The 17,415-nt window shown below is 70.3% G+C and carries 14 protein-coding genes; 4 read left to right on the forward strand and 10 right to left on the reverse strand.

Features of this window, described 5'->3' with window-relative positions:
- Positions 1 to 10: 10 nt before the first annotated feature.
- The 9 genes from ACIQI8_RS06770 to ACIQI8_RS06810 form a co-directional block, all read right to left on the reverse strand.
- Positions 11 to 1,555 carry an NCS1 family nucleobase:cation symporter-1 gene (locus ACIQI8_RS06770; RefSeq protein WP_402345606.1) on the reverse strand — a complete coding sequence of 515 codons (1,545 nt, stop codon included), beginning with the start codon at positions 1,553 to 1,555 and terminating at the stop codon, positions 11 to 13.
- Between the two features lie 165 nt (positions 1,556 to 1,720).
- On the reverse strand, positions 1,721 to 2,740 hold the full coding sequence (locus ACIQI8_RS06775) for a TIGR03842 family LLM class F420-dependent oxidoreductase (protein WP_402345608.1): 1,020 nt from the start codon (positions 2,738 to 2,740) through the stop codon (positions 1,721 to 1,723).
- An 11-nt stretch (positions 2,741 to 2,751) separates the two neighbouring features.
- Complete coding sequence (gene hydA, locus ACIQI8_RS06780; protein ID WP_402345610.1) at positions 2,752 to 4,155, reverse strand: dihydropyrimidinase; 1,404 nt, start codon at positions 4,153 to 4,155, stop codon at positions 2,752 to 2,754.
- A gap of 124 nt (positions 4,156 to 4,279) precedes the next feature.
- Positions 4,280 to 5,122 carry a nitrilase-related carbon-nitrogen hydrolase gene (locus tag ACIQI8_RS06785; protein ID WP_402345612.1) on the reverse strand — a complete coding sequence of 281 codons (843 nt, stop codon included), beginning with the start codon at positions 5,120 to 5,122 and terminating at the stop codon, positions 4,280 to 4,282.
- A 155-nt stretch (positions 5,123 to 5,277) separates the two neighbouring features.
- Positions 5,278 to 6,843, reverse strand: a complete 1,566-nt coding sequence (locus ACIQI8_RS06790; protein ID WP_402345614.1) for a PucR family transcriptional regulator — start codon at positions 6,841 to 6,843, stop codon at positions 5,278 to 5,280.
- A 53-nt stretch (positions 6,844 to 6,896) separates the two neighbouring features.
- Positions 6,897 to 8,183, reverse strand: coding sequence for an aspartate aminotransferase family protein (locus ACIQI8_RS06795; protein WP_402345616.1), 1,287 nt, complete (start codon positions 8,181 to 8,183; stop codon positions 6,897 to 6,899).
- Positions 8,180 to 9,022 carry a nitrilase-related carbon-nitrogen hydrolase gene (locus tag ACIQI8_RS06800; RefSeq protein WP_124001699.1) on the reverse strand — a complete coding sequence of 281 codons (843 nt, stop codon included), beginning with the start codon at positions 9,020 to 9,022 and terminating at the stop codon, positions 8,180 to 8,182. Before ACIQI8_RS06800 ends, ACIQI8_RS06795 begins: the two co-directional genes overlap by 4 nt.
- Before the next feature lie 179 nt (positions 9,023 to 9,201).
- Positions 9,202 to 10,884, reverse strand: a complete 1,683-nt coding sequence (locus tag ACIQI8_RS06805; protein ID WP_402345618.1) for a hypothetical protein — start codon at positions 10,882 to 10,884, stop codon at positions 9,202 to 9,204.
- 169 nt (positions 10,885 to 11,053) lie between these two features.
- Positions 11,054 to 11,305, reverse strand: a complete 252-nt coding sequence (locus ACIQI8_RS06810; RefSeq protein ID WP_124001697.1) for a helix-turn-helix transcriptional regulator — start codon at positions 11,303 to 11,305, stop codon at positions 11,054 to 11,056.
- A 32-nt stretch (positions 11,306 to 11,337) separates the two neighbouring features.
- Between ACIQI8_RS06810 and map the strand changes: the two genes are divergently transcribed.
- On the forward strand, positions 11,338 to 12,105 hold the full coding sequence (gene map, locus ACIQI8_RS06815; protein ID WP_402345620.1) for a type I methionyl aminopeptidase: 768 nt from the start codon (positions 11,338 to 11,340) through the stop codon (positions 12,103 to 12,105).
- A gap of 63 nt (positions 12,106 to 12,168) precedes the next feature.
- On the forward strand, positions 12,169 to 12,945 hold the full coding sequence (locus tag ACIQI8_RS06820; protein ID WP_402345622.1) for a sporulation protein: 777 nt from the start codon (positions 12,169 to 12,171) through the stop codon (positions 12,943 to 12,945).
- A gap of 97 nt (positions 12,946 to 13,042) precedes the next feature.
- On the opposite strand, the gene ggt is transcribed toward ACIQI8_RS06820, so the two are convergent.
- A complete protein-coding gene (gene ggt, locus ACIQI8_RS06825; protein WP_402345624.1) occupies positions 13,043 to 14,842 on the reverse strand; it encodes a gamma-glutamyltransferase in 1,800 nt (599 codons plus the stop codon).
- Positions 14,843 to 14,971: 129 nt separating this feature from the next.
- On the opposite strand from ggt, the gene ACIQI8_RS06830 reads away from it, so the two are divergent.
- Both ACIQI8_RS06830 and ACIQI8_RS06835 read left to right on the forward strand, forming a co-directional pair.
- On the forward strand, positions 14,972 to 15,730 hold the full coding sequence (locus ACIQI8_RS06830; protein ID WP_402345626.1) for a hypothetical protein: 759 nt from the start codon (positions 14,972 to 14,974) through the stop codon (positions 15,728 to 15,730).
- Between the two features lie 116 nt (positions 15,731 to 15,846).
- Positions 15,847 to 17,412 carry an alpha/beta fold hydrolase gene (locus tag ACIQI8_RS06835; RefSeq protein WP_402345628.1) on the forward strand — a complete coding sequence of 522 codons (1,566 nt, stop codon included), beginning with the start codon at positions 15,847 to 15,849 and terminating at the stop codon, positions 17,410 to 17,412.
- Positions 17,413 to 17,415 lie beyond the last annotated feature (3 nt).

Raw genomic sequence — 17,415 nt, forward strand, 5'->3', positions numbered from 1 at the left:
CGCCGAAGTCTCAGACCTTGACCGTCTCCGGCGTCGGCTCCGGCTCCTTTCCGCGCAACAGCATCAGCGCCACGTAGAGCACCATCGACGTGCCCAGGCCCACGGCCCAGCCGTAGTCGGCGAGCGAGGACAGGGCCGGGATGGGCCGGCCGTCGATCAGCGGATGGAAGTCGGCGCCGCCGATGGCGAGGACGCCACCGACCACGAAGGCGACCACGGCCCGCCAGTTCCAGCCGCCGTCGTACCAGTAACGGCCGCCCGCGCGGTACAGGTCGGTCAGATCGAGCTTGCCGCGGCGCAGGATCCAGTAGTCGGCGATGAGGATGCCCGCGACCGTGCCGAGCAGACCGCCGACCAGGCCGAGCCAGGTGAAGATGTAGCCCTGCGGGTCGGAGTACAGCTTCCACGGGAAGATGACCACGCCGAGCACACAGGTGACGAGTGCGCCGGCCCGGAAACTGATCTTCCGGGGCGCGATGTTGGAGAAGTCGAAGGCCGGGGAGACCAGGTTGGCCGCGATGTTCACGGACAGGGTCGCGACCAGGACGGTCACCAACGCGTAGAGCAGGCCCACCACGTTGTCGGTCTTCGCCGCCAACTGGACCGGGTCCCACACCGCTTCGCCGTACACGGCCTGCGAACCGGAGGTGACCATCACCGACAGCAGCGCGAAGAGCGTCATGGTCGTGGGCAGACCGAGAGCCTGCCCCCACGTCTGCGCCTTCTGGCTCTTGCCGTAGCGGGTGAAGTCGGGGATGTTCAGCGACAGCGTGGACCAGAAGCCGATCATGCCCATCAGCGAGGGCCAGAACAGCTTCCAGAAGTCGCCGCCCCAGCCGAGCTTGGAGGGCTGGTCGAGCAACGGGCCGAAACCGCCCGCCTTGTTGCTCATCCAGATCAGCATGACGACCGCGCCGACGAGCACGAAGGGCGCCGCCCAGTTCTCGAAGCGGCGTATCGTCTCCATGCCCCGGTAGATGATCGCGACCTGGATCACCCAGAAGATCGCGAACGACAGCCACATCGTCCAGGCGTACCCGCCGATGTGCGAGGCGTTCGCCCAGCTGTCCCCGATCAGCTTCCCGGCGAGGAAGTAGATCGCCTCGCCGCCGATCCAGGTCTGGATGCCGAACCAGCCGCACGCCACCAACGCCCGTACGACGGCGGGCAGGTTGGCGCCGCGCACACCGAAGGAGGCGCGGGCGAAGACCGGGAAGGGGATCCCGTACTTCGGTCCCGCGTGCCCGGTGAGCAGCATGGGGACGAGCACGATCAGGTTGGCCAGGGCGATGGTGAACACCGCCTGCTTCCAGTCCATGCCGACGGCGATCAGACCGGAGGCCAGGGTCCAGGAGGCCGTGTTGTGGGCCATGCCGACCCACAGGGCGGAGAAGTTGTACGTGGTCCAGGTGCGCTTCTCCACCGGGACCGGCAGCAGGTCCTCGTTGGCGTAGGGGCCGCTGGGCTGCGGCGAACCAGGGGCGATCTCCACCCGGCCGTCGGCCAGGGTGACTTGAGAGGTCGGCGGTATGGCCGTGGGAGCGGTGTCGGTCATGGGCAGGCCAATCAAACGAGGGGCGGATCCGGAGAGGCCGTGCGGGTGGCTCCGGCCCCCCTCCCCCGGGACGGCGGGGAAGGGGGAGAACTGGAGTGGGGGGACGGGGAGTCGGGCGGTACCGGAGTGGGGGACGGGGAGTCGAGCAGCGCCGGTGTGGGTGGGTCAGGCGTTGACGGCCGGGATGACCTTCGTCCCGTACGCGTCGATCACGCTCTCCTGCGCGTCGTGCATGTCGTACACGGCGAACTGGTCGACGCCCAGCTCGCGCAGGGCGCCCAGCTTCTCGATGTGCTTCTCGACCGGGCCGATCAGACAGAACCGGTCGACGATCTCGTCGGGCACGAACTGGGTGTCGGGGTTGTCGGCGCGTCCGTGGTGCGAATAGTCGTACCCCTCACGGGCCTTGATGTACTCCGTGAGTTCGTCGGGTACGGCGGCCGAGTGCTCGCCGTACTTGGAGACGAGGTCGGCCACGTGGTTGCCGACCATTCCGCCGAACCAGCGGCACTGGTCGCGCGCGTGGGCCAGCGCCTCGGGCGAGTCGTCCTCGGTGACGTAGGCCGGGGCGGCGACGCAGATCTTCACCTCGGACGGGTCGCGTCCGGCGGCGACGGCCGCGTCCTTGACCGCCTTCACCATGTACTCGGTGAGGTAGAGGTCGGCGAGCTGGAGGATGAAGCCGTCGGCCTCCTCGCCGGTCATCTTCAGGGCCTTGGGGCCGTACGCGGCCATCCAGACGGGGAGTTCGGCGCCCGGCTTGATCCACGGGAACTTGATCACCGTGCCGCCGAGGTCGGCCTCCTCGCCGCGGGCCAGCGACCGGATGACCTTCATGGCGCCGCTGATCCGGGCCAGCGTGTTGGGCGTGCGGCCCGCGACCCGCATCGCGGAGTCGCCGCGGCCGATGCCGCACACCGTGCGGTTGCCGAACATGTCGTTGAGGGTGGCGAAGGTGGAGGCGGTGACCTCCCAGGTGCGGGTGCCGGGGTTGGTGACCATCGGGCCGACCGTCAACTTGGTGGTGTTCGACAGGATCTGACTGTAGATCACGAACGGCTCCTGCCACAGCACGGCGGAGTCGAAGGTCCAGCCGTAGGTGAAGCCGTTGCGCTCGGCCCGCTTCATCAGGCTGATGACCTTCGAGGCCGGCGGGTCCGTCTGCAGGACGAGTCCGAAGTCCATTGTCGCCACTCCTAGTTGAGGTACTGACTGGTGGAGCGCGGGGTGTAGACGCCGTGGCCCGCGTGCCCGGTGTACTCCCGCTCGGTGATGACGAGTTCGCCGCGCGAGAGGACGGTCTCGACCCGGCCGGTGAGGCGCTTGCCCTCGTACGCCGAGTAGTCGACGTTCATGTGGTGGGTCTCGGCGGAGACGGTCTGCTCGGCGTGCGGGTCGTAGATGACGACGTCCGCGTCGGCGCCCGGGGCGATCGTGCCCTTCTTCGGATAGAGGCCGAACATCCGCGCCGGGGAGGCGCACGCGATCTCGATCCAGCGGCGGCGGCTGATGTGCCCGTCCACGACGCCCTGGTGGAGCAGGTCCATGCGGTTCTCGACACCCGGCATACCGTTGGGGATCTTCGAGAAGTCGCCCCGGCCCAGCTCCTTCTGGCCCACGAAGCAGAAGGGGCAGTGGTCGGTGGAGACGACCTGGAGGTCGTTGGTGCGCAGGCCCTGCCACAGCTTGGCCTGGTGCTCCTTCGGCCGAAGGGGCGTGCTGCACACGTACTTCGCGCCCTCGAAGTCGGGCTCGGCGAGGTTGTCCGTCGACAGGAAGAGGTACTGCGGACAGGTCTCGCCGAAGACGGGGAGACCCTCGTCGCGCGCCCGGGCCAGTTCCGCGACCGCCTCCATCGCCGAGACGTGCACGACGTAGAGGGGTGCTCCCGCGACCTGCGCGAGCTTGATGGCGCGGTGGGTGGCCTCGGCTTCGAGGAGCGACTTGCGGACCTCACCGTGGTAGCGGGGATCGGTCTCGCCGCGGGCCAGGGCCTGCTCCACCAGCACGTCGATGGCGATGCCGTTCTCGGCGTGCATCATGATCAACCCGCCGTTGTCGGCGGCACGTTGCATGGCGCGCAGGATCTGGCCGTCGTCGCTGTAGAAGACGCCCGGGTAGGCCATGAACTGCTTGAAGGAGGTGACGCCCTCCTCGACCAGCAGGTCCATCTCCTTGAGGGTGTCCTCGTTGACGTCGGAGACGATCATGTGGAAGCCGTAGTCGATGGCGCAGTTGCCCTCGGCCTTGGCATGCCAGGCGTCGAGGCCCTCGCGGAGGGCTCCGCCGACGCTCTGGATGGCGAAGTCGACGATGGTGGTCGTACCGCCCCAGGCGGCGGCCCGGGTGCCGGTCTCGAAGGTGTCGGCGGCCTTGGTGCCGCCGAACGGCATCTCCATGTGGGTGTGGGCGTCGACGCCGCCGGGGATGACGTACTTCCCGGTGGCGTCCATGACCCGCTCGGCCGTCCAGGCTTCGGCGGCGGCCGTGCCGGACGTGGCGAGTGCGGCGATACGGCCGTCCTCGATCAGGACGTCGGCGTGGAGTTCGTCGGACGCGGTGATGACTAGGCCGCCGCGGATGACGGTACGGGTACTCATTGTTTTGACTCCGCTGGATTGTGGTCTGGTGCGGGTCTGTGGGGGCTGGTCGCGCCCCGCGGCGAAGCCGCTGATGGACGCTGCCCCGCGCCCCTGAAAACGGGGCGCGGGAACCCAGGGCGTTCTACGGTGCGGTCAGCGGGCCGTACGCGTCCGGGCGGCGGTCGCGGTAGAACTGCCAGCGGTCCCGTACCTCGCGCAGTTTCTCCAGGTCGAGGTCCCGGACGACCAGTTCGGTCTCCTTGTCGCTCGCCACCTCGCCCACGAACTGGGCCTCCGGGTCGACGAAGTACGTCGTGCCGTAGAAGTCGTTGTCGCCCAACTCCTCGACACCGACCCGGTTGATGGCACCGACGAAGTACTCGTTGGCGGCCGCGGCGGCAGGCTGCTCCAACTGCCAGAGGTAGGCGGACAGTCCGCGGGAGGTCGCCGACGGGTTGAAGACGATCTCGGCACCCGCGAGGCCCAGCGCCCGCCAGCCCTCCGGGAAGTGCCGGTCGTAGCAGATGTAGACGCCGATCTTGCCGACGGCCGTCTCGAAGATCGGCCAACCGCTGTTCCCGGGACGGAAGTAGAACTTCTCCCAGAAGCCGGCCACCTGCGGGATGTGGTGCTTGCGGTACTTGCCGAGGTACGAGCCGTCCGCGTCGATCACGGCCGCGGTGTTGTAGAGGACGCCGGGCTGCTCCTCCTCGTACATCGGCAGGATCAGGACGATGCCCAGTTCCTTGGCGAGCGCCTGGAAGCGCTTGACGATCGGCCCGTTCGGGATCTGCTCGGCGTACTCGTAGAACGCCTTGTCCTGGACCTGGCAGAAGTACGGTCCGTAGAAAAGCTCCTGGAAGCACAGGACCTGAGCACCCTGCGCGGCCGCGTCGCGGGCCGCCTGCTCGTGTACCTGGATCATCGATTCCTTGTCGCCCGTCCACGCGGTCTGGAAGAGGGCGGCGCGAATCACTCTGCTCATCGGGGCCTCCGGTCACTCGGTGTGCCAGAAGGCTAGGAAGTCCGGAAGCAGGCTTTGAGTTGCACGGTGTCACGTCTGCGGGCGCACGGCGTGCCACCGTGTCACGCCTTGCTCGCCCCATGTTTCACCGCCGTTTTCCCAGGTCGTCGCATGTTTCACCCCTGTTGCGCATCGTGCGCGAGGAGCGCGATGTGCACCGACGCGGCCTGCTCGAAGTCGTCGAGGTCCACGCCGAGCCGGCCCTGTATCGCCTCCAGCCTGCGGTAGAGCGCGGGCCGCGATACGTGGTGGAGCTGGGCGGTGCGGGACTTGTTGCGGCCGGTGGCGAGATAGGTCCGCAGGACGGACAGCAGCTCCTCGTCTGCCGCGCACAGCAGCCCGTCCAACTCCCGCTCCGCGAACGACTGGACGTTCGGGTCGTCCCGCAACAGCCGTACCAGGCCGCGCAGATGTACGTCCCTGAGGCGTACGACGGCCGGGAGGTCGAGGGCGGCCGAGTGGTCCGCGACCGCGTCGGCCACGTGCTGGGCCTCGCGCAGTCCGGCGGGCACGTCGTCCCAGGCGATGCGCGGGTCGGCCGCGGCCACCACGGCCTTGATCGAGCCGGACTCGTCGCGCAGCCGGGCCGCGAAGTGCGCGGTGAGCGCCTCGGCGTCCTGGTCGCGGGCCAGGCTGAGCAGCACCGCCGTCGCGCCGTCCGCGAGCTCGGCGACCAGTCCCGGCAGGCCCAACATCCGCAGTACGCGGTCGAGTTGCCCCACCTCGCTCTCGCGTACGACCAGCGGCACGAAGGTGCGCCGGTTCACCGGCAGTCCGGCGGCCCGCGCCCGGGGCAGCAGTTGCCTGGCCGGTACGACCCCGGAGACCAGGTCGGTCAACAGGCCCTGGGCGGACTGCTCCTCCCAGGTGTGCGCCGAGTTGCCGGCGAGCATGCGGTGCAGGACCAGGGCCTCGGCGCCCCGGTCGGCGAGCAGGCGCCCGGTGGTGGTGTCGCCGCGGTAGCCGCACAGCACGATCTGGCCCCAGCGTTCGCCGCGCCCGGTGAGTTCGGCCCGGATCCAGCCGTCGCCCTCGCTGCCGCCTGCCTGCCGGGCGATGCGCTCCCAGTCGCGCAGCACGTCGTCCACGGCCGGCCGCTCCCCCGCGGTGGCCAGGACGCGGTGGGCGAGATTGGTGACGACGACAGGACAGGCACTGTGCGAGGCGATCTCGTCGAGCAGGCGTTGCAGCGGGGCGTCCGCGGTGATGAGGCCGGTGAGGGCCGTGCGCACGGACTCCGACAGGCTGACGGCGGCGAACTTGCGCCGCACCAAGCGCGCTTGGACCTCTTCGGTCAACTCCGCGAAGGGGAAGGGGCGGTGGAGCACGATCATCGGCAGGCCGCACCGCTCGGCGGCCCGGCGCATCACGTCCGGCGGGGCCGGGAAGGCGCGTCCCAGACCGAGGACGACGGCCGCGGCCTCCGCGCGGTGCAGGGAGCGGATGTACTCGGCCTGCTTCTCCTCGTCGCCGGCGAGGAGTACGCCGGTGGTGAGTACCATCTCGCCGCCGGTGAGCATCACGCCCACATCGGGTGCCTCGGCGACATGCACCCAGCGCACGGCCCGGTCGAGCTGGGCCGCGCCGGCCACCACCTCGGGTTCCCCGGCGAGGACCCGTTCCATGGTCAGCACCTGGCGCACCGACAGGGCGGGTTCCAGGGTTCCGAAGGTGGTGGTCATGGTGGTGTTTCCCTTGTTCGGCTCGCGGCCGGGACCTGTCCGGCGGACCGGCGCTAGCGCAGACTCCCCAGCGCGTCTTCGAGGACGGCGGCGCCCTCCTCGGCCTCCGCGACCGTGAGGGACAGCGGCGGCGCGACCCGCAGGGCGCTGGTGTTGTGGCCGCCGCCCTTGCCGACCAGCAGGCCGCCCGCGCGCGCCGCTTCGAGCACGGCGGACGCGGCGTCCGGATCGGCCTGGTCGGTGCCCGGCTTGACCAGCTCGATGCCGATCATCAGCCCGCGTCCGCGCACTTCACGGACGTACGGAAGCTGCGCGGCGACGGCCCGCAGTCGCTCGATGAGCAGGCCGCCGACGCGCCGGGCGTTGCCCTGGAGGTCGTGCTCCAGCAGGTAGGTGAGGTTCGCGAGGCCCGCCGCCATGGTGATCTGGGTGCCGCCGAACGTCGAAATGCTGCTGGCGTCCAGGCAGTTCATGATGTCGGCGCGCGCCACGACACCGCCGATCGAGCTGCCGTTGCCGATGCCCTTGGCGAAGGTGAGGATGTCCGGCGGGCCGCTGCGGCCGTGTGCCTGCCAGCCCCAGAAGTGGTCGCCGGTGCGGCCCCAGCCGGTCTGCACCTCGTCGGCGATCCACAGGATGCCGCGCTCGTGCAGCACCTCGCGGAAGGCGGCGTACAGGCCGTCGGGGGGTGAAGTGAAGCCGCCGACGCCCTGGACGGGCTCGGCGATCAGGGCCGCGGGCGGGCGGGTGTGGCCGAGCAGGTCCTTGAGGTCGTCGACGCAGGCCGCGATGAACTCGTCGTCGCTGAGGGCGGCGAACGGACCGCGGGTGCGGACGCCGCCGTGCACGTACAGCGTCTGCAGCGGTGACAGGGAGGTCGGTGACCAGCCGCGGTTGCCGGTGATGCCGACCGAGCTGAAGGAGCGGCCGTGGTAGCTGTTGCGCATCGCCAGGATCGTGTTGCTGCGCCGATAAGTGGTGGCCAGCATCAGGGCGGTGTCGTTGGCCTCGGTGCCGGAGGTGGTGAAGAAGACGCGAGCGTCCGGGATGCCGCTCAACTGGGCGATGCGCTCGGCGAGTTCGACCATCGGCCGGTTCAGGTACAGGGTCGAGGAGTGGATGATCCGCCCGGCCTGCTCGCTGACCGCCTTGGTGACCTCGGGCAGCGCGTGCGCGGTCATCGTGGTGAGGATGCCGCCGAAGAAGTCGAGGTACTTGTTGCCCTGGGCGTCCCAGACGTGGCGGCCCTCGCCGTGGGTGATCTCCAGCGGGTCCTCGTAGTAGAGGGTCAGCCAGTCGGGAAGCACCGCGCGGTGGCGTCCCAGCAGATCCTTGGTCACGGCTGCACCAGCCCCTCGTACGCGTCGGGTCGGCGGTCCCGGTAGAACGCCCACTGCTGTCGCACTTCGTCGATCAGGTCGAAGTCCAGGTCCCGGACGAGGAGTTCCTCGCCCTTGTCGCTCGCGGTCTCGCCGACGAACTGTCCACGCGGGTCGACGAAGTACGAGGTCCCGTAGAAGTCGTTGTCCCCGTACTCCTCCTGTCCCACCCGGTTGATCGCGGCGACGAAGTACTCGTTGGCGACGGCGGCCGCGGGCTGCTCCAGCTGCCACAGATAGGCGGACAGACCGCGCGAGGTGGCCGACGGGTTGTACACCAACTGGGCGCCGTTGAGGCCGAGTTGCCGCCAGCCCTCCGGGAAGTGCCGGTCGTAGCAGATGTAGACGCCCACCCTGCCGACGGCGGTGTCGAAGACGGGCCAGCCGGCGTTGCCCGGCTTGAAGTAGTACTTCTCCCAGAAGCCCTTGACCTGCGGGATGTGGTGCTTGCGGTACTTGCCGAGGAAGGTGCCGTCGGCGTCGATCACGGCGGCGGTGTTGTAGTAGAAGCCGGACTGCTCCAGCTCGAAGACGGGAACGACGATCACCATGCCGGTCTCACGCGCCAGCGCCTGCATACGAACCACCGTCGGCCCGTCGGGCACCGGCTCGGCCCAGCGGTAGTGCTCGGGCTCCTGGACCTGGCAGAAGTAAGGGGCGTTGAAGACCTCCTGGAACCCGATGATCTTCGCGCCCTGGCGGGCCGCCTCGCGGGCGTGCTCCTCGTGTTTCGCCACCATGGACTCGGTGTCGCCGGTCCAGGTGGCCTGGACCAGAGCGGCACGTACGACGTTGGCCATGAGCTGCTCCTTCGACGGGACGTCCGTCTCTCTACGCCCGTAGAACAGGCCGTAGAGGGATGAACGTAAGCCTCCGGGAGAGCCTTGCCAGGACCATCGTCGTTAACCCGCGGAGTCGATCACGTTTCACACTCCGGTGGGTGAGCCGCGCGGCCGGTCAGCGTGGGGACGGGGATGCCTCAGGCGGCGAAACCGGCGACCCGGAGGGCGTGCACCAGGTCCCAGTGTCGCTCTTCGGACACGCCTTGCGCAGCTTCGAGCAGCAGCGGAGCGAGAGCCTGCGGGTCGGGTTCGGCGCTGCGGGCCGCCTCCTCGGGGGTGCGGACGCGGACGTAGGCGTCCAGCAGGGCGCGCACCTCGCGCCGGCGCCCCTGCGCCACCAGCTCCAGGACGGCCTGCCCCACCTCGACGGCGGGCCGTGCCACGCCCTGCCGCAGCATCTGCTCCCCGTCGGTGTCGCGGCCGGCGGCGACCAGGGCGTCGGCCGCCGCGACAAGCCGGTCGGCGGGCAGGGAGGCGGCCTCCCAGAGCAGGGTCGCCCAGTCGGCGCCGAGCCCGGCGCGGTGCAGTTCGGCGGCGAGCACCGGGTAACGGGCGGCGGGCCAGTAGGCGGCCTCGACGAGCAGGGCGTGCGCCTCGCCGCTGTGGCCCTCGGCACGCAGCCGCACCAGCCGCCGGACGGCCTCGACCACCTCCCGCGAGGCCCCGTCGTCCACCGGCTCGGTCTTCGGTTGCGCCTTCGCCCGCTCGTTCCCGGCGGCGGCCCCGGCGAACCGGGCGCCACGGGGGGTCTTGCGACCGGTCGCGGCCGGCGCCTGCTCGTCCGGCTGGGCGGTCGGCGGTACGACGACGGGGGCGGCGTCCGCCCCGGCCATCCCGGCGAACCGCGCACTGCCCCGGCGCCGCTTGCGCTGCTTGGGGGCGCGGGGCGTGGGCTCGGCGGGGGACTGCTCGGCCGGGGCCGGGTCGGCGGGGGCCTGCTGCTCGGGGAACGGGTCATCGAAGGCGGGCTGGTCCTGGGCGGGCCAGTCCTGCGCGGAGTCCTCCTCGGCGGGCCAGTCGTGGGCGGTCCGGTCCTGTGCGGTGGGCTGTTCCGGGACGGTCTCCTCCCATCCGGGGTCGTACGCGCCCCGCTGCTGCGGGAAGCCGGCGCCGTGGGCACCCCACCCCTCGTCACCGGCGGAGGCCTCGCGCGCGCCCCAGCCCTCTCCCCCGGCGGAGGTGTCGTCGACCCAGCGCACGGGCCTCTGACCGGCGTGCCCTTCTCCCACCCGCCCTTGCCCCGCCTGCCCTTGCCCCGCCTGTCCTTCTTCGGCCTGTCCGCGGTGGCTCTCCGTCGTCCGGTCGCCGCTCGCGCGCCGGTCCAACTCGGCCATGCGGGAACGGAGTTCGGCGCAGCGGGCGGTCGCTCGTTCGTGGTCGTCGTGGGCCCAGGCGAGGTCGAGGCGGAGGGCGTCGGCGTCCTCGCGGGTGGCGGCGGAGGAGAGCAATCGGCCCAGTTCCGCCTGCCGTTCGGCCGCGTAGCGCTGTTCGCGGAGCATGACGTCGAGGCGGTCACCGAGTGCGTCGCGGGCGCCGGGCCGGGCGTCGTAGTCGAGGATCGCGGCGGTGTGCAGGGCGCGGACCCGTTCCTGCTCCTGGGCGGCGGCGCGGGGGCCGTATGCCGCGGCCAAATCCTGGAGGAGCGCTTCCAGTACGTCCCAGGGCGGCATCTCACGCCCGTCGAGGCAGGCCTGCATGCCGTCGGGATCGCGCTGCCAGAACACCGCGCACCAACCGCCGGCCTGGTCAAGACGCGCCAACAGGCCGTTCAGGTAGTTCGCGAACTCCCGCACCCGCCCCGGGAGTTGATCCACAGCCATCGCCCAACTCCCGCCAGACCGGAGCACTCCGGTTCGTAGGCAACACCAGCCGTGTTACGGGGTTGCTACGGTAGGTTTTCCGTCGGCGCGCAGCCACCTCATTGCAGGATCTTGACCAATGTGCGACCGGGGCGCGACCAACACCCGGGCCGCGGACGGCCGATGCGCGTCAGACGATCACCAACTCGCAGCGCGTGGCCAGTTCGTCCATCGACAGACCGAGGGCGCGGGCCAGCGCGACGACCGTGAAGAAGGCCGGCGTCGGGGCCCGTCCGGTCTCGATCTTGCGGAGGGTCTCGGCGGAGATGCCGGCGCTCGCGGCCACGTCCGTCATGCTGCGACCGCCGCGGGCCTCGCGGAGCAGCCGCCCGAACCGCTCGCCGCGTTCGCGCTCTTCGGTGGTGAGAGGGGTGCGTACCATGCCGTCATTCTAATACCGGTATAGTAATTGGCATGGTGGAACTCAAGACAGACACATCGCTCGACGCCATGTACGCGGCAGGACAGATCGTCGGACAGGCCCTGACAGCCGTACGGGACGCCGCTGACGTGGGCGTTTCCCTGCTGGAGCTGGACGAGGTCGCGCACGGGGTGCTGCGCGCCGCGGGCGCCGGATCCCCGTTCCTCGGCTACCGCCCCTCCTTCGCGCCGACCCCGTTCCCGGCCGTGCTGTGCGTGTCGGTGAACGACGCGATCGTGCACGGCATCCCGACCGGTTACCGGCTGCGCGACGGCGACCTGGTCTCGGCCGACTTCGGTGCCGAGCTCAACGGCTGGGTGGGCGACTCGGCGATCAGCTTCATCGTGGGTGAACCACGCCCGGCGGACGTGCGCATGATCGAGACGGCCGAGCGGGCGCTCGCGGCGGCCATCGAGGCGGCCGTGGTCGGCAACCGCATCGGGGACATCGCCCACGCGATCGGCACGATCTGCCGGGCCGGCGGCTACGGCATCCCGGAGGGCTTCGGCGGCCACGGCATCGGCCGGCGCATGCACGAGGACCCGGGGGTCCCGAACGAGGGCCGCCCCGGCCGCGGCTTCCCGTTGCGCCACGGCATGGCCATCGCCATCGAGCCGATGCTGATCGCCGGCGGCCGCGACGACTACCACGCGGCACCCGACGGCTGGACCCTGCGCACGAACGACGGCTCCCGCGCGGCCCACGTCGAGCACACGGTGGCGATCACGAACAACGGCCCCCGCATCCTGACGGCCCGCTGAGCGGGGGCGAAGCCCACTGTTAGCCTGCCCGCCTGATCATCGCGGGCTCGGGGAGGGGCACACGTGGGGCTGAAGCGGCTGTTCGGGATCGGGGATCCGGACGAAGTGATCGAGGTGGACACGCAGATCCTGGGGCCGACGTACCCCGGCGGGGAAGTGCGGGGCGAGGTCCTGCTGCGGGGCGGGAGCCGGGACACCGACATCCACTACGTCTCCCTGCGGGTCCGCGTCCGCCTGACGGGCTACGACGGCAAGGAGGAGGAGTACGCACTCGACTCCTGTTCCGCCGAGCCCGGCTACTTCACCCTGCGCGCGGGCGCGGAGCAGCGGCTCACGTTCTCGGAACCGCTGCCGTGGGAGACACCGGTCAGCGAACTCGGCGGGCGGGCCCTGGGAGTGGTGCTCTCGGTGAAGAGCGAGTTGACCCTCGCCGACGGCACCGCCACCGACGTCGACGTCGATCTGCTGCACGTCTCCGCGCCTCCACTGCACGAGAGCGTCCTGGACGCGTTCGCGGAGGAGGGATACCTCTGCGACTCCGCGTATGTCGTCAACTCCTACGTGCCGGACACCGAGCAGCAGTTGGGGTTCCATCAGGCCTTCGTGCTCACCGGCCACGCCCCCGGCCAGGGTCGGCCCCAGCAGTTGGAGGTCGTGTTCCAGAACAATGCCGTGGGCGCCATGATCCATGTCCGCCGCGCGGCACTCGACGTGCGCGACTGGCGCAGGAAGCCCCCCGCCCGCCGCTTCCCGGCCGCCCACCACGAGGTCGGCGACGCCGACTGGCGTCCGCGGATACGCAGGGTGCTCGACGCCCTCGTACTGCTCGACGAGCACTGACGAACCGGGCGGCGAGGACGGGCGGCTCGCCTTCCGTGCGGGCCGCCCGGCCCACACGGAGGAGGCTGAGGGGCCGCCCGTCCCCGAAGTGTGAGAGTTACGGCGCGGGGTGCACCACCATCGCCGAGCCGCCACCCCGCCGTACCGTCTCCGCGGCCGCCAGCCACTTCCCGTTCGGCAGTCGCTGCACGCCCGTCGCGGCTCCGATCTCGGGGTTGAGCGAGAAGGAGTGGCCGATGGCTTCCAGCTTGGTCCTCAAGTCGCTGTTGTAGAGGCCGGGTTCGAGTTCGGTCTTGGCCGCGTTGCGCTCGCTGGCGCGCGGCGCGGCGATGGCGTCGACGAGCGGCAGCCCGCGGTCGAGGAACTCGGTCAGCGTCTGCAGCACGGTCGTGATGATGGTCGCGCCGCCCGGCGACCCGAGCGCCACCACCGGCTTGTTGTGCTTGTCGAGGACGATCGTCGGCGAGATCGACGAGCGCGGACGCTTGCCCGGTCCCGGCAGGTTCGGGTCGTGCACGGCCGGGTTGGCCGGGGCGAAGGAGAAGTCGGTCAGCTCGTTGTTGAGCAGGAACCCGCGCCCGGGGACCGTGATCCCGCTGCCGCCGGTCTGCTCGATGGTGAGCGTGTAGGAGACGACGTTCCCCCACTTGTCGGCCACCGTGAGGTGCGTGGTGTTCTCGCCCTCGTACGTCGTCGGCGCCGCCGTGCCACCCGCCCCGCAGGCCGCCGGGTGACGCGGATCGCCGGGCGCAAGCGGGCTGGTGAGCACCGCGTCGTCCTTGATCAGGCACGCGCGCGAGTCGGCGTACTTCTGCGACAGCAGTTCCTTCGTGGGTACGTCCTCGAAGGCGGGGTCGCCGACCCAGCGCCCGCGGTCCGCGAACGCGATCCGGGTCGACTCGATGAAGTGGTGCAGGTACTGGACCTCGCTCGCCTTCGAAAGTTCCGTCTTCTCCAGGATGTTGAGCGCCTCACCGACGGTCGTGCCGCCGGAGGAGGAGGGCGCGATGGAGTAGACGCCGAGACCGCGGTACGAGGTCTCCGTGGGCGCCTGGAGCTTGGCGCGGTAGGCCGCGAGGTCCTTGGCGGAGAGCTTGCCCGCGCGGGCGTTCCAGCCGGAACCCGGGTCCACCGGCGGGTTGTTGACCGTGTCGAGGATGTCCTCGCCGAGGTCGCCGCGGTAGATCGCCCCTACCCCCTTCTTGCCCAACTCCTCGTAGGTGCGGGCGAGTTCGGGGTTCTTGAAGGTGGATCCGACGACGGGGAGCTGTCCACCCGGCAGGAAGAGCTTCGCGGTGTCCGGGAAGTAGCGGAACCGCGTCTCGTTGGACGCGGTCTGCGTGCGGAACGTGTCGTCCACGGTGAAGCCGTCGCGGGCGATCCGCTCGGCGGGCTTGAGCACCGTGCCGAGTCTCCTGCTGCCCCACTTGTCGAGCGCCGTCTGCCAGGTGGCGGGCGTGCCCGGCGTGCCGACGCTCAGGCCGCTGCTGACGGCGTCGGCGAAGGCGAGCGGCTTGCCGTTCTCCAGGAAGAGCCCGGAGTCGGCGGTCAGCGGCGCGGTCTCGCGGCCGTCGATCGTGCGCACGGTACGTGACTTGGCGTCGTAGTAGACGAAGTAGCCGCCTCCGCCGATGCCGGAGGAGTAGGGCTCGGTGACGCCGAGGGCGGCGGCCGTGGCGACGGCCGCGTCGACCGCGTTGCCGCCCTTCCTCAGGACCTCGATGCCGGCGGCCGAGGCGTCGGCGTCGACGCTGGAGACCGCGCCGCCGTAGCCGACGGCCACCGGGACCTTCCGAGCGGTGGTGTCCTGGGCGGCGGGCGGCGCTGCCGCCCCCACCGACACCACGGCGGCCGAGACCGCCAGGACCGACAGTTTCCGTGCGACAGGGCGACGCATCCGTACCTCCAGTAAAAGGCCGTCCGGGCAGCCTATGCCATCACCATGGCCACGTCAGGAGCGCGCGGAAGCATGGTTGACACGATGGCTCGAACACGGGTTTGCCCAGGGCCGCTAACATGCGCGCCCATGAATGACGACGTGCGCAACATCGTCCTGGGCGTGCTCGCGGCGGGCATCAGTGCCGCGCTCGGCTGGGTGGCCCGTACCTACCTGTGGAAGCGCAAGCTCCGCCGCAAACAGGCCTTCTTCGGGCTGCCCGACAACTCCGAGTCGCTGCTCGTCGTGAACCGGGACGCCGGCAGCCCCGACCTGTCGGTGCACCGCTACGACGTGTTCGCCCTGCTGGAGCTGTCGGCGCTCATCAAGGACTGCGGGGCACACGCCGAGGTCATCACCCAGGACGTGGCCCGGCAGGGGTTCGGCGAGCGGACGGAGTTCTGCGTCGGCGGCCCGGGGTCGAACCGGCGCATGGCCGCCCACATGCAGGCGATGCTGCCCGGGGTGCGGGTGAACATCGCGCCGGAACCCGGCCCGGACAAGCTGGCGTTCCAGATCGGCAGCGAGCGCTACCGCATGGAGAAGGGCGTGTCCGAGCACGTACTGCTGGCCCGGCTCACGGCCGGACAGCCCGGCATGACCAGACCCGTGTTCCTGTTCAGCGGCCAGACCGCGATCACCAACCAGGCCGCCACCCGCTATCTCGCCCGCAACCACGAACGGCTGGCCCGCAAGTACGGCAACAACACGTTCGTCCTCCTGCTGAAGGTGGTCAACTCGCAGGCGTACGGCCCCGATGTGGCCGAGCTGGTCGCGGACGTGACCCGGGCGGCCCAGGCCCCTCTGCCGACGCCCACTCCTACGCCCAACTCCCACCGCGCCTCCTGAGTTCGCGCACATTTCAACAATCGTTACTCGCACGTAACTTACCGACGGGTTACTTGCGGTAAGCAGCCGCGGTTACCGTCGGGTCACTTTCCACTGACACGAGTGAGGAGTGACCCGTGGGTCTCCCCCGCAAGGCCCTGCGTACGACCGCCGTGGGCGCAGTCTCCGCGACTCTGGCCGCCACAAGCGCCCTCGGGCTCACCCCCACCGCCCAGGCGGCGGACGCCATCCGTTTCGTGGACATCAGCGGTGACGGCGGTACCGTCCTGAAGGCGAACGTCATCACGCCCACCGGCGCCGACGGCACGCACCGCTACCCGCTGCTGGTGCTGCCCACCAGCTGGGGCCTGCCCCAGGTCGAGTACCTCGCCCAGGCCCAGCAGCTCGCGAACTCCGGCTATGTCGTGGTCAGTTACAACGTCCGCGGCTTCTGGCAGTCGGGCGGCGAGATCGACGTGGCGGGCCCGTCCGACACGGCCGACGCGTCCAAGGTCATCGACTGGGCACTGGCCAACACCCCGTCCGACGCGCAGCACATCGGCATGGCGGGCGTCTCCTACGGCGCCGGCATCAGCCTGCTCGCCGCGGCAAAGGACAAGCGGGTCAAGGCGGTTGCCTCGCTCAGCGGCTGGTCCGACCTGATCGGCTCGATCTACTCCGGCCGAACCCAGCACGTCCAGGCCGCCGCCCTGCTGGACGGCGCGAGCCTGGTCACCGGCCGCCAGAGCCCCGAGATCCGGTCGATCTTCGACGACTTCTACGCCTCCGACCTGACCCGGGAACAGGACATCATCAACTGGGGGAAGAAACGTTCGGCCGCCACATACCTGGATCAATTCAACAAGAACGGCACGGCGGTCATGATGGCCAACGCGTGGGGCGACACGATCTTCCCGCCCAACTCGTACGTGGACTTCTACGAGAAGCTCACCGGCCCCAAGCGGCTGGAGCTGCGCCCCGGCGACCACGCCACCGCCGAACTGCCCGGGCTGTTCGGTCTGCCCAACGACGTGTGGAGCGACACCGAGCGCTGGTTCGACCACTACCTCAAGGGCACCGACAACGGCGTCGACCGCGAGCAGCCGGTACGGCTCAAGTCCCGTTCCACCGGCGGCTACGAGGGCTACCCGGACTGGAAGTCGGTCGCCGCGACCGAGCGGAAGATCGCCCTCGCGGGCACGACCACGATCCACACCAACGTCGACTCGGGTGCGGACGGCGGGATCGTCCTGCTGTCCAGCCTCCTCGACCAGGTGGCCCACCTGCCCCCGGTCGCCTCGATCCCCCTGCTCCCCCGCCGCTGGGCCGCCGTGTGGCAGTCGGAGAAGTACGCCACCGCCCAACAGGTGCGCGGCACCGCGAAGGTGCACACCACCGTCACTCCGACCGAGGAGAGCGGCACCCTCGTCGCCTACCTGTACGACGTGGGGCCGCTCGGCCTCGGCAAGCTGGTCAGCAACGCGCCGTACACCTTCCACGGGCTGACACCCGGCGAGCCGTTCGGCGTCGACCTGGAGCTGTACTCCACGGCCTACGACGTTCCGGCAGGGCACCGGCTGGCCCTGGTCGTCGACACGGTCGACCCGCTCTACATCGAGCACAACCCGTCCGGCGCGCGGCTGACCTTCTCCTCACCGGCGGACGACCCGTCGTACGTGTCGATTCCGCTGCGCGAGCAGTGATCT

It is taken from the genome of Streptomyces sp. NPDC092369 (genome assembly GCF_044755245.1).
Classification (GTDB): domain Bacteria; phylum Actinomycetota; class Actinomycetes; order Streptomycetales; family Streptomycetaceae; genus Streptomyces.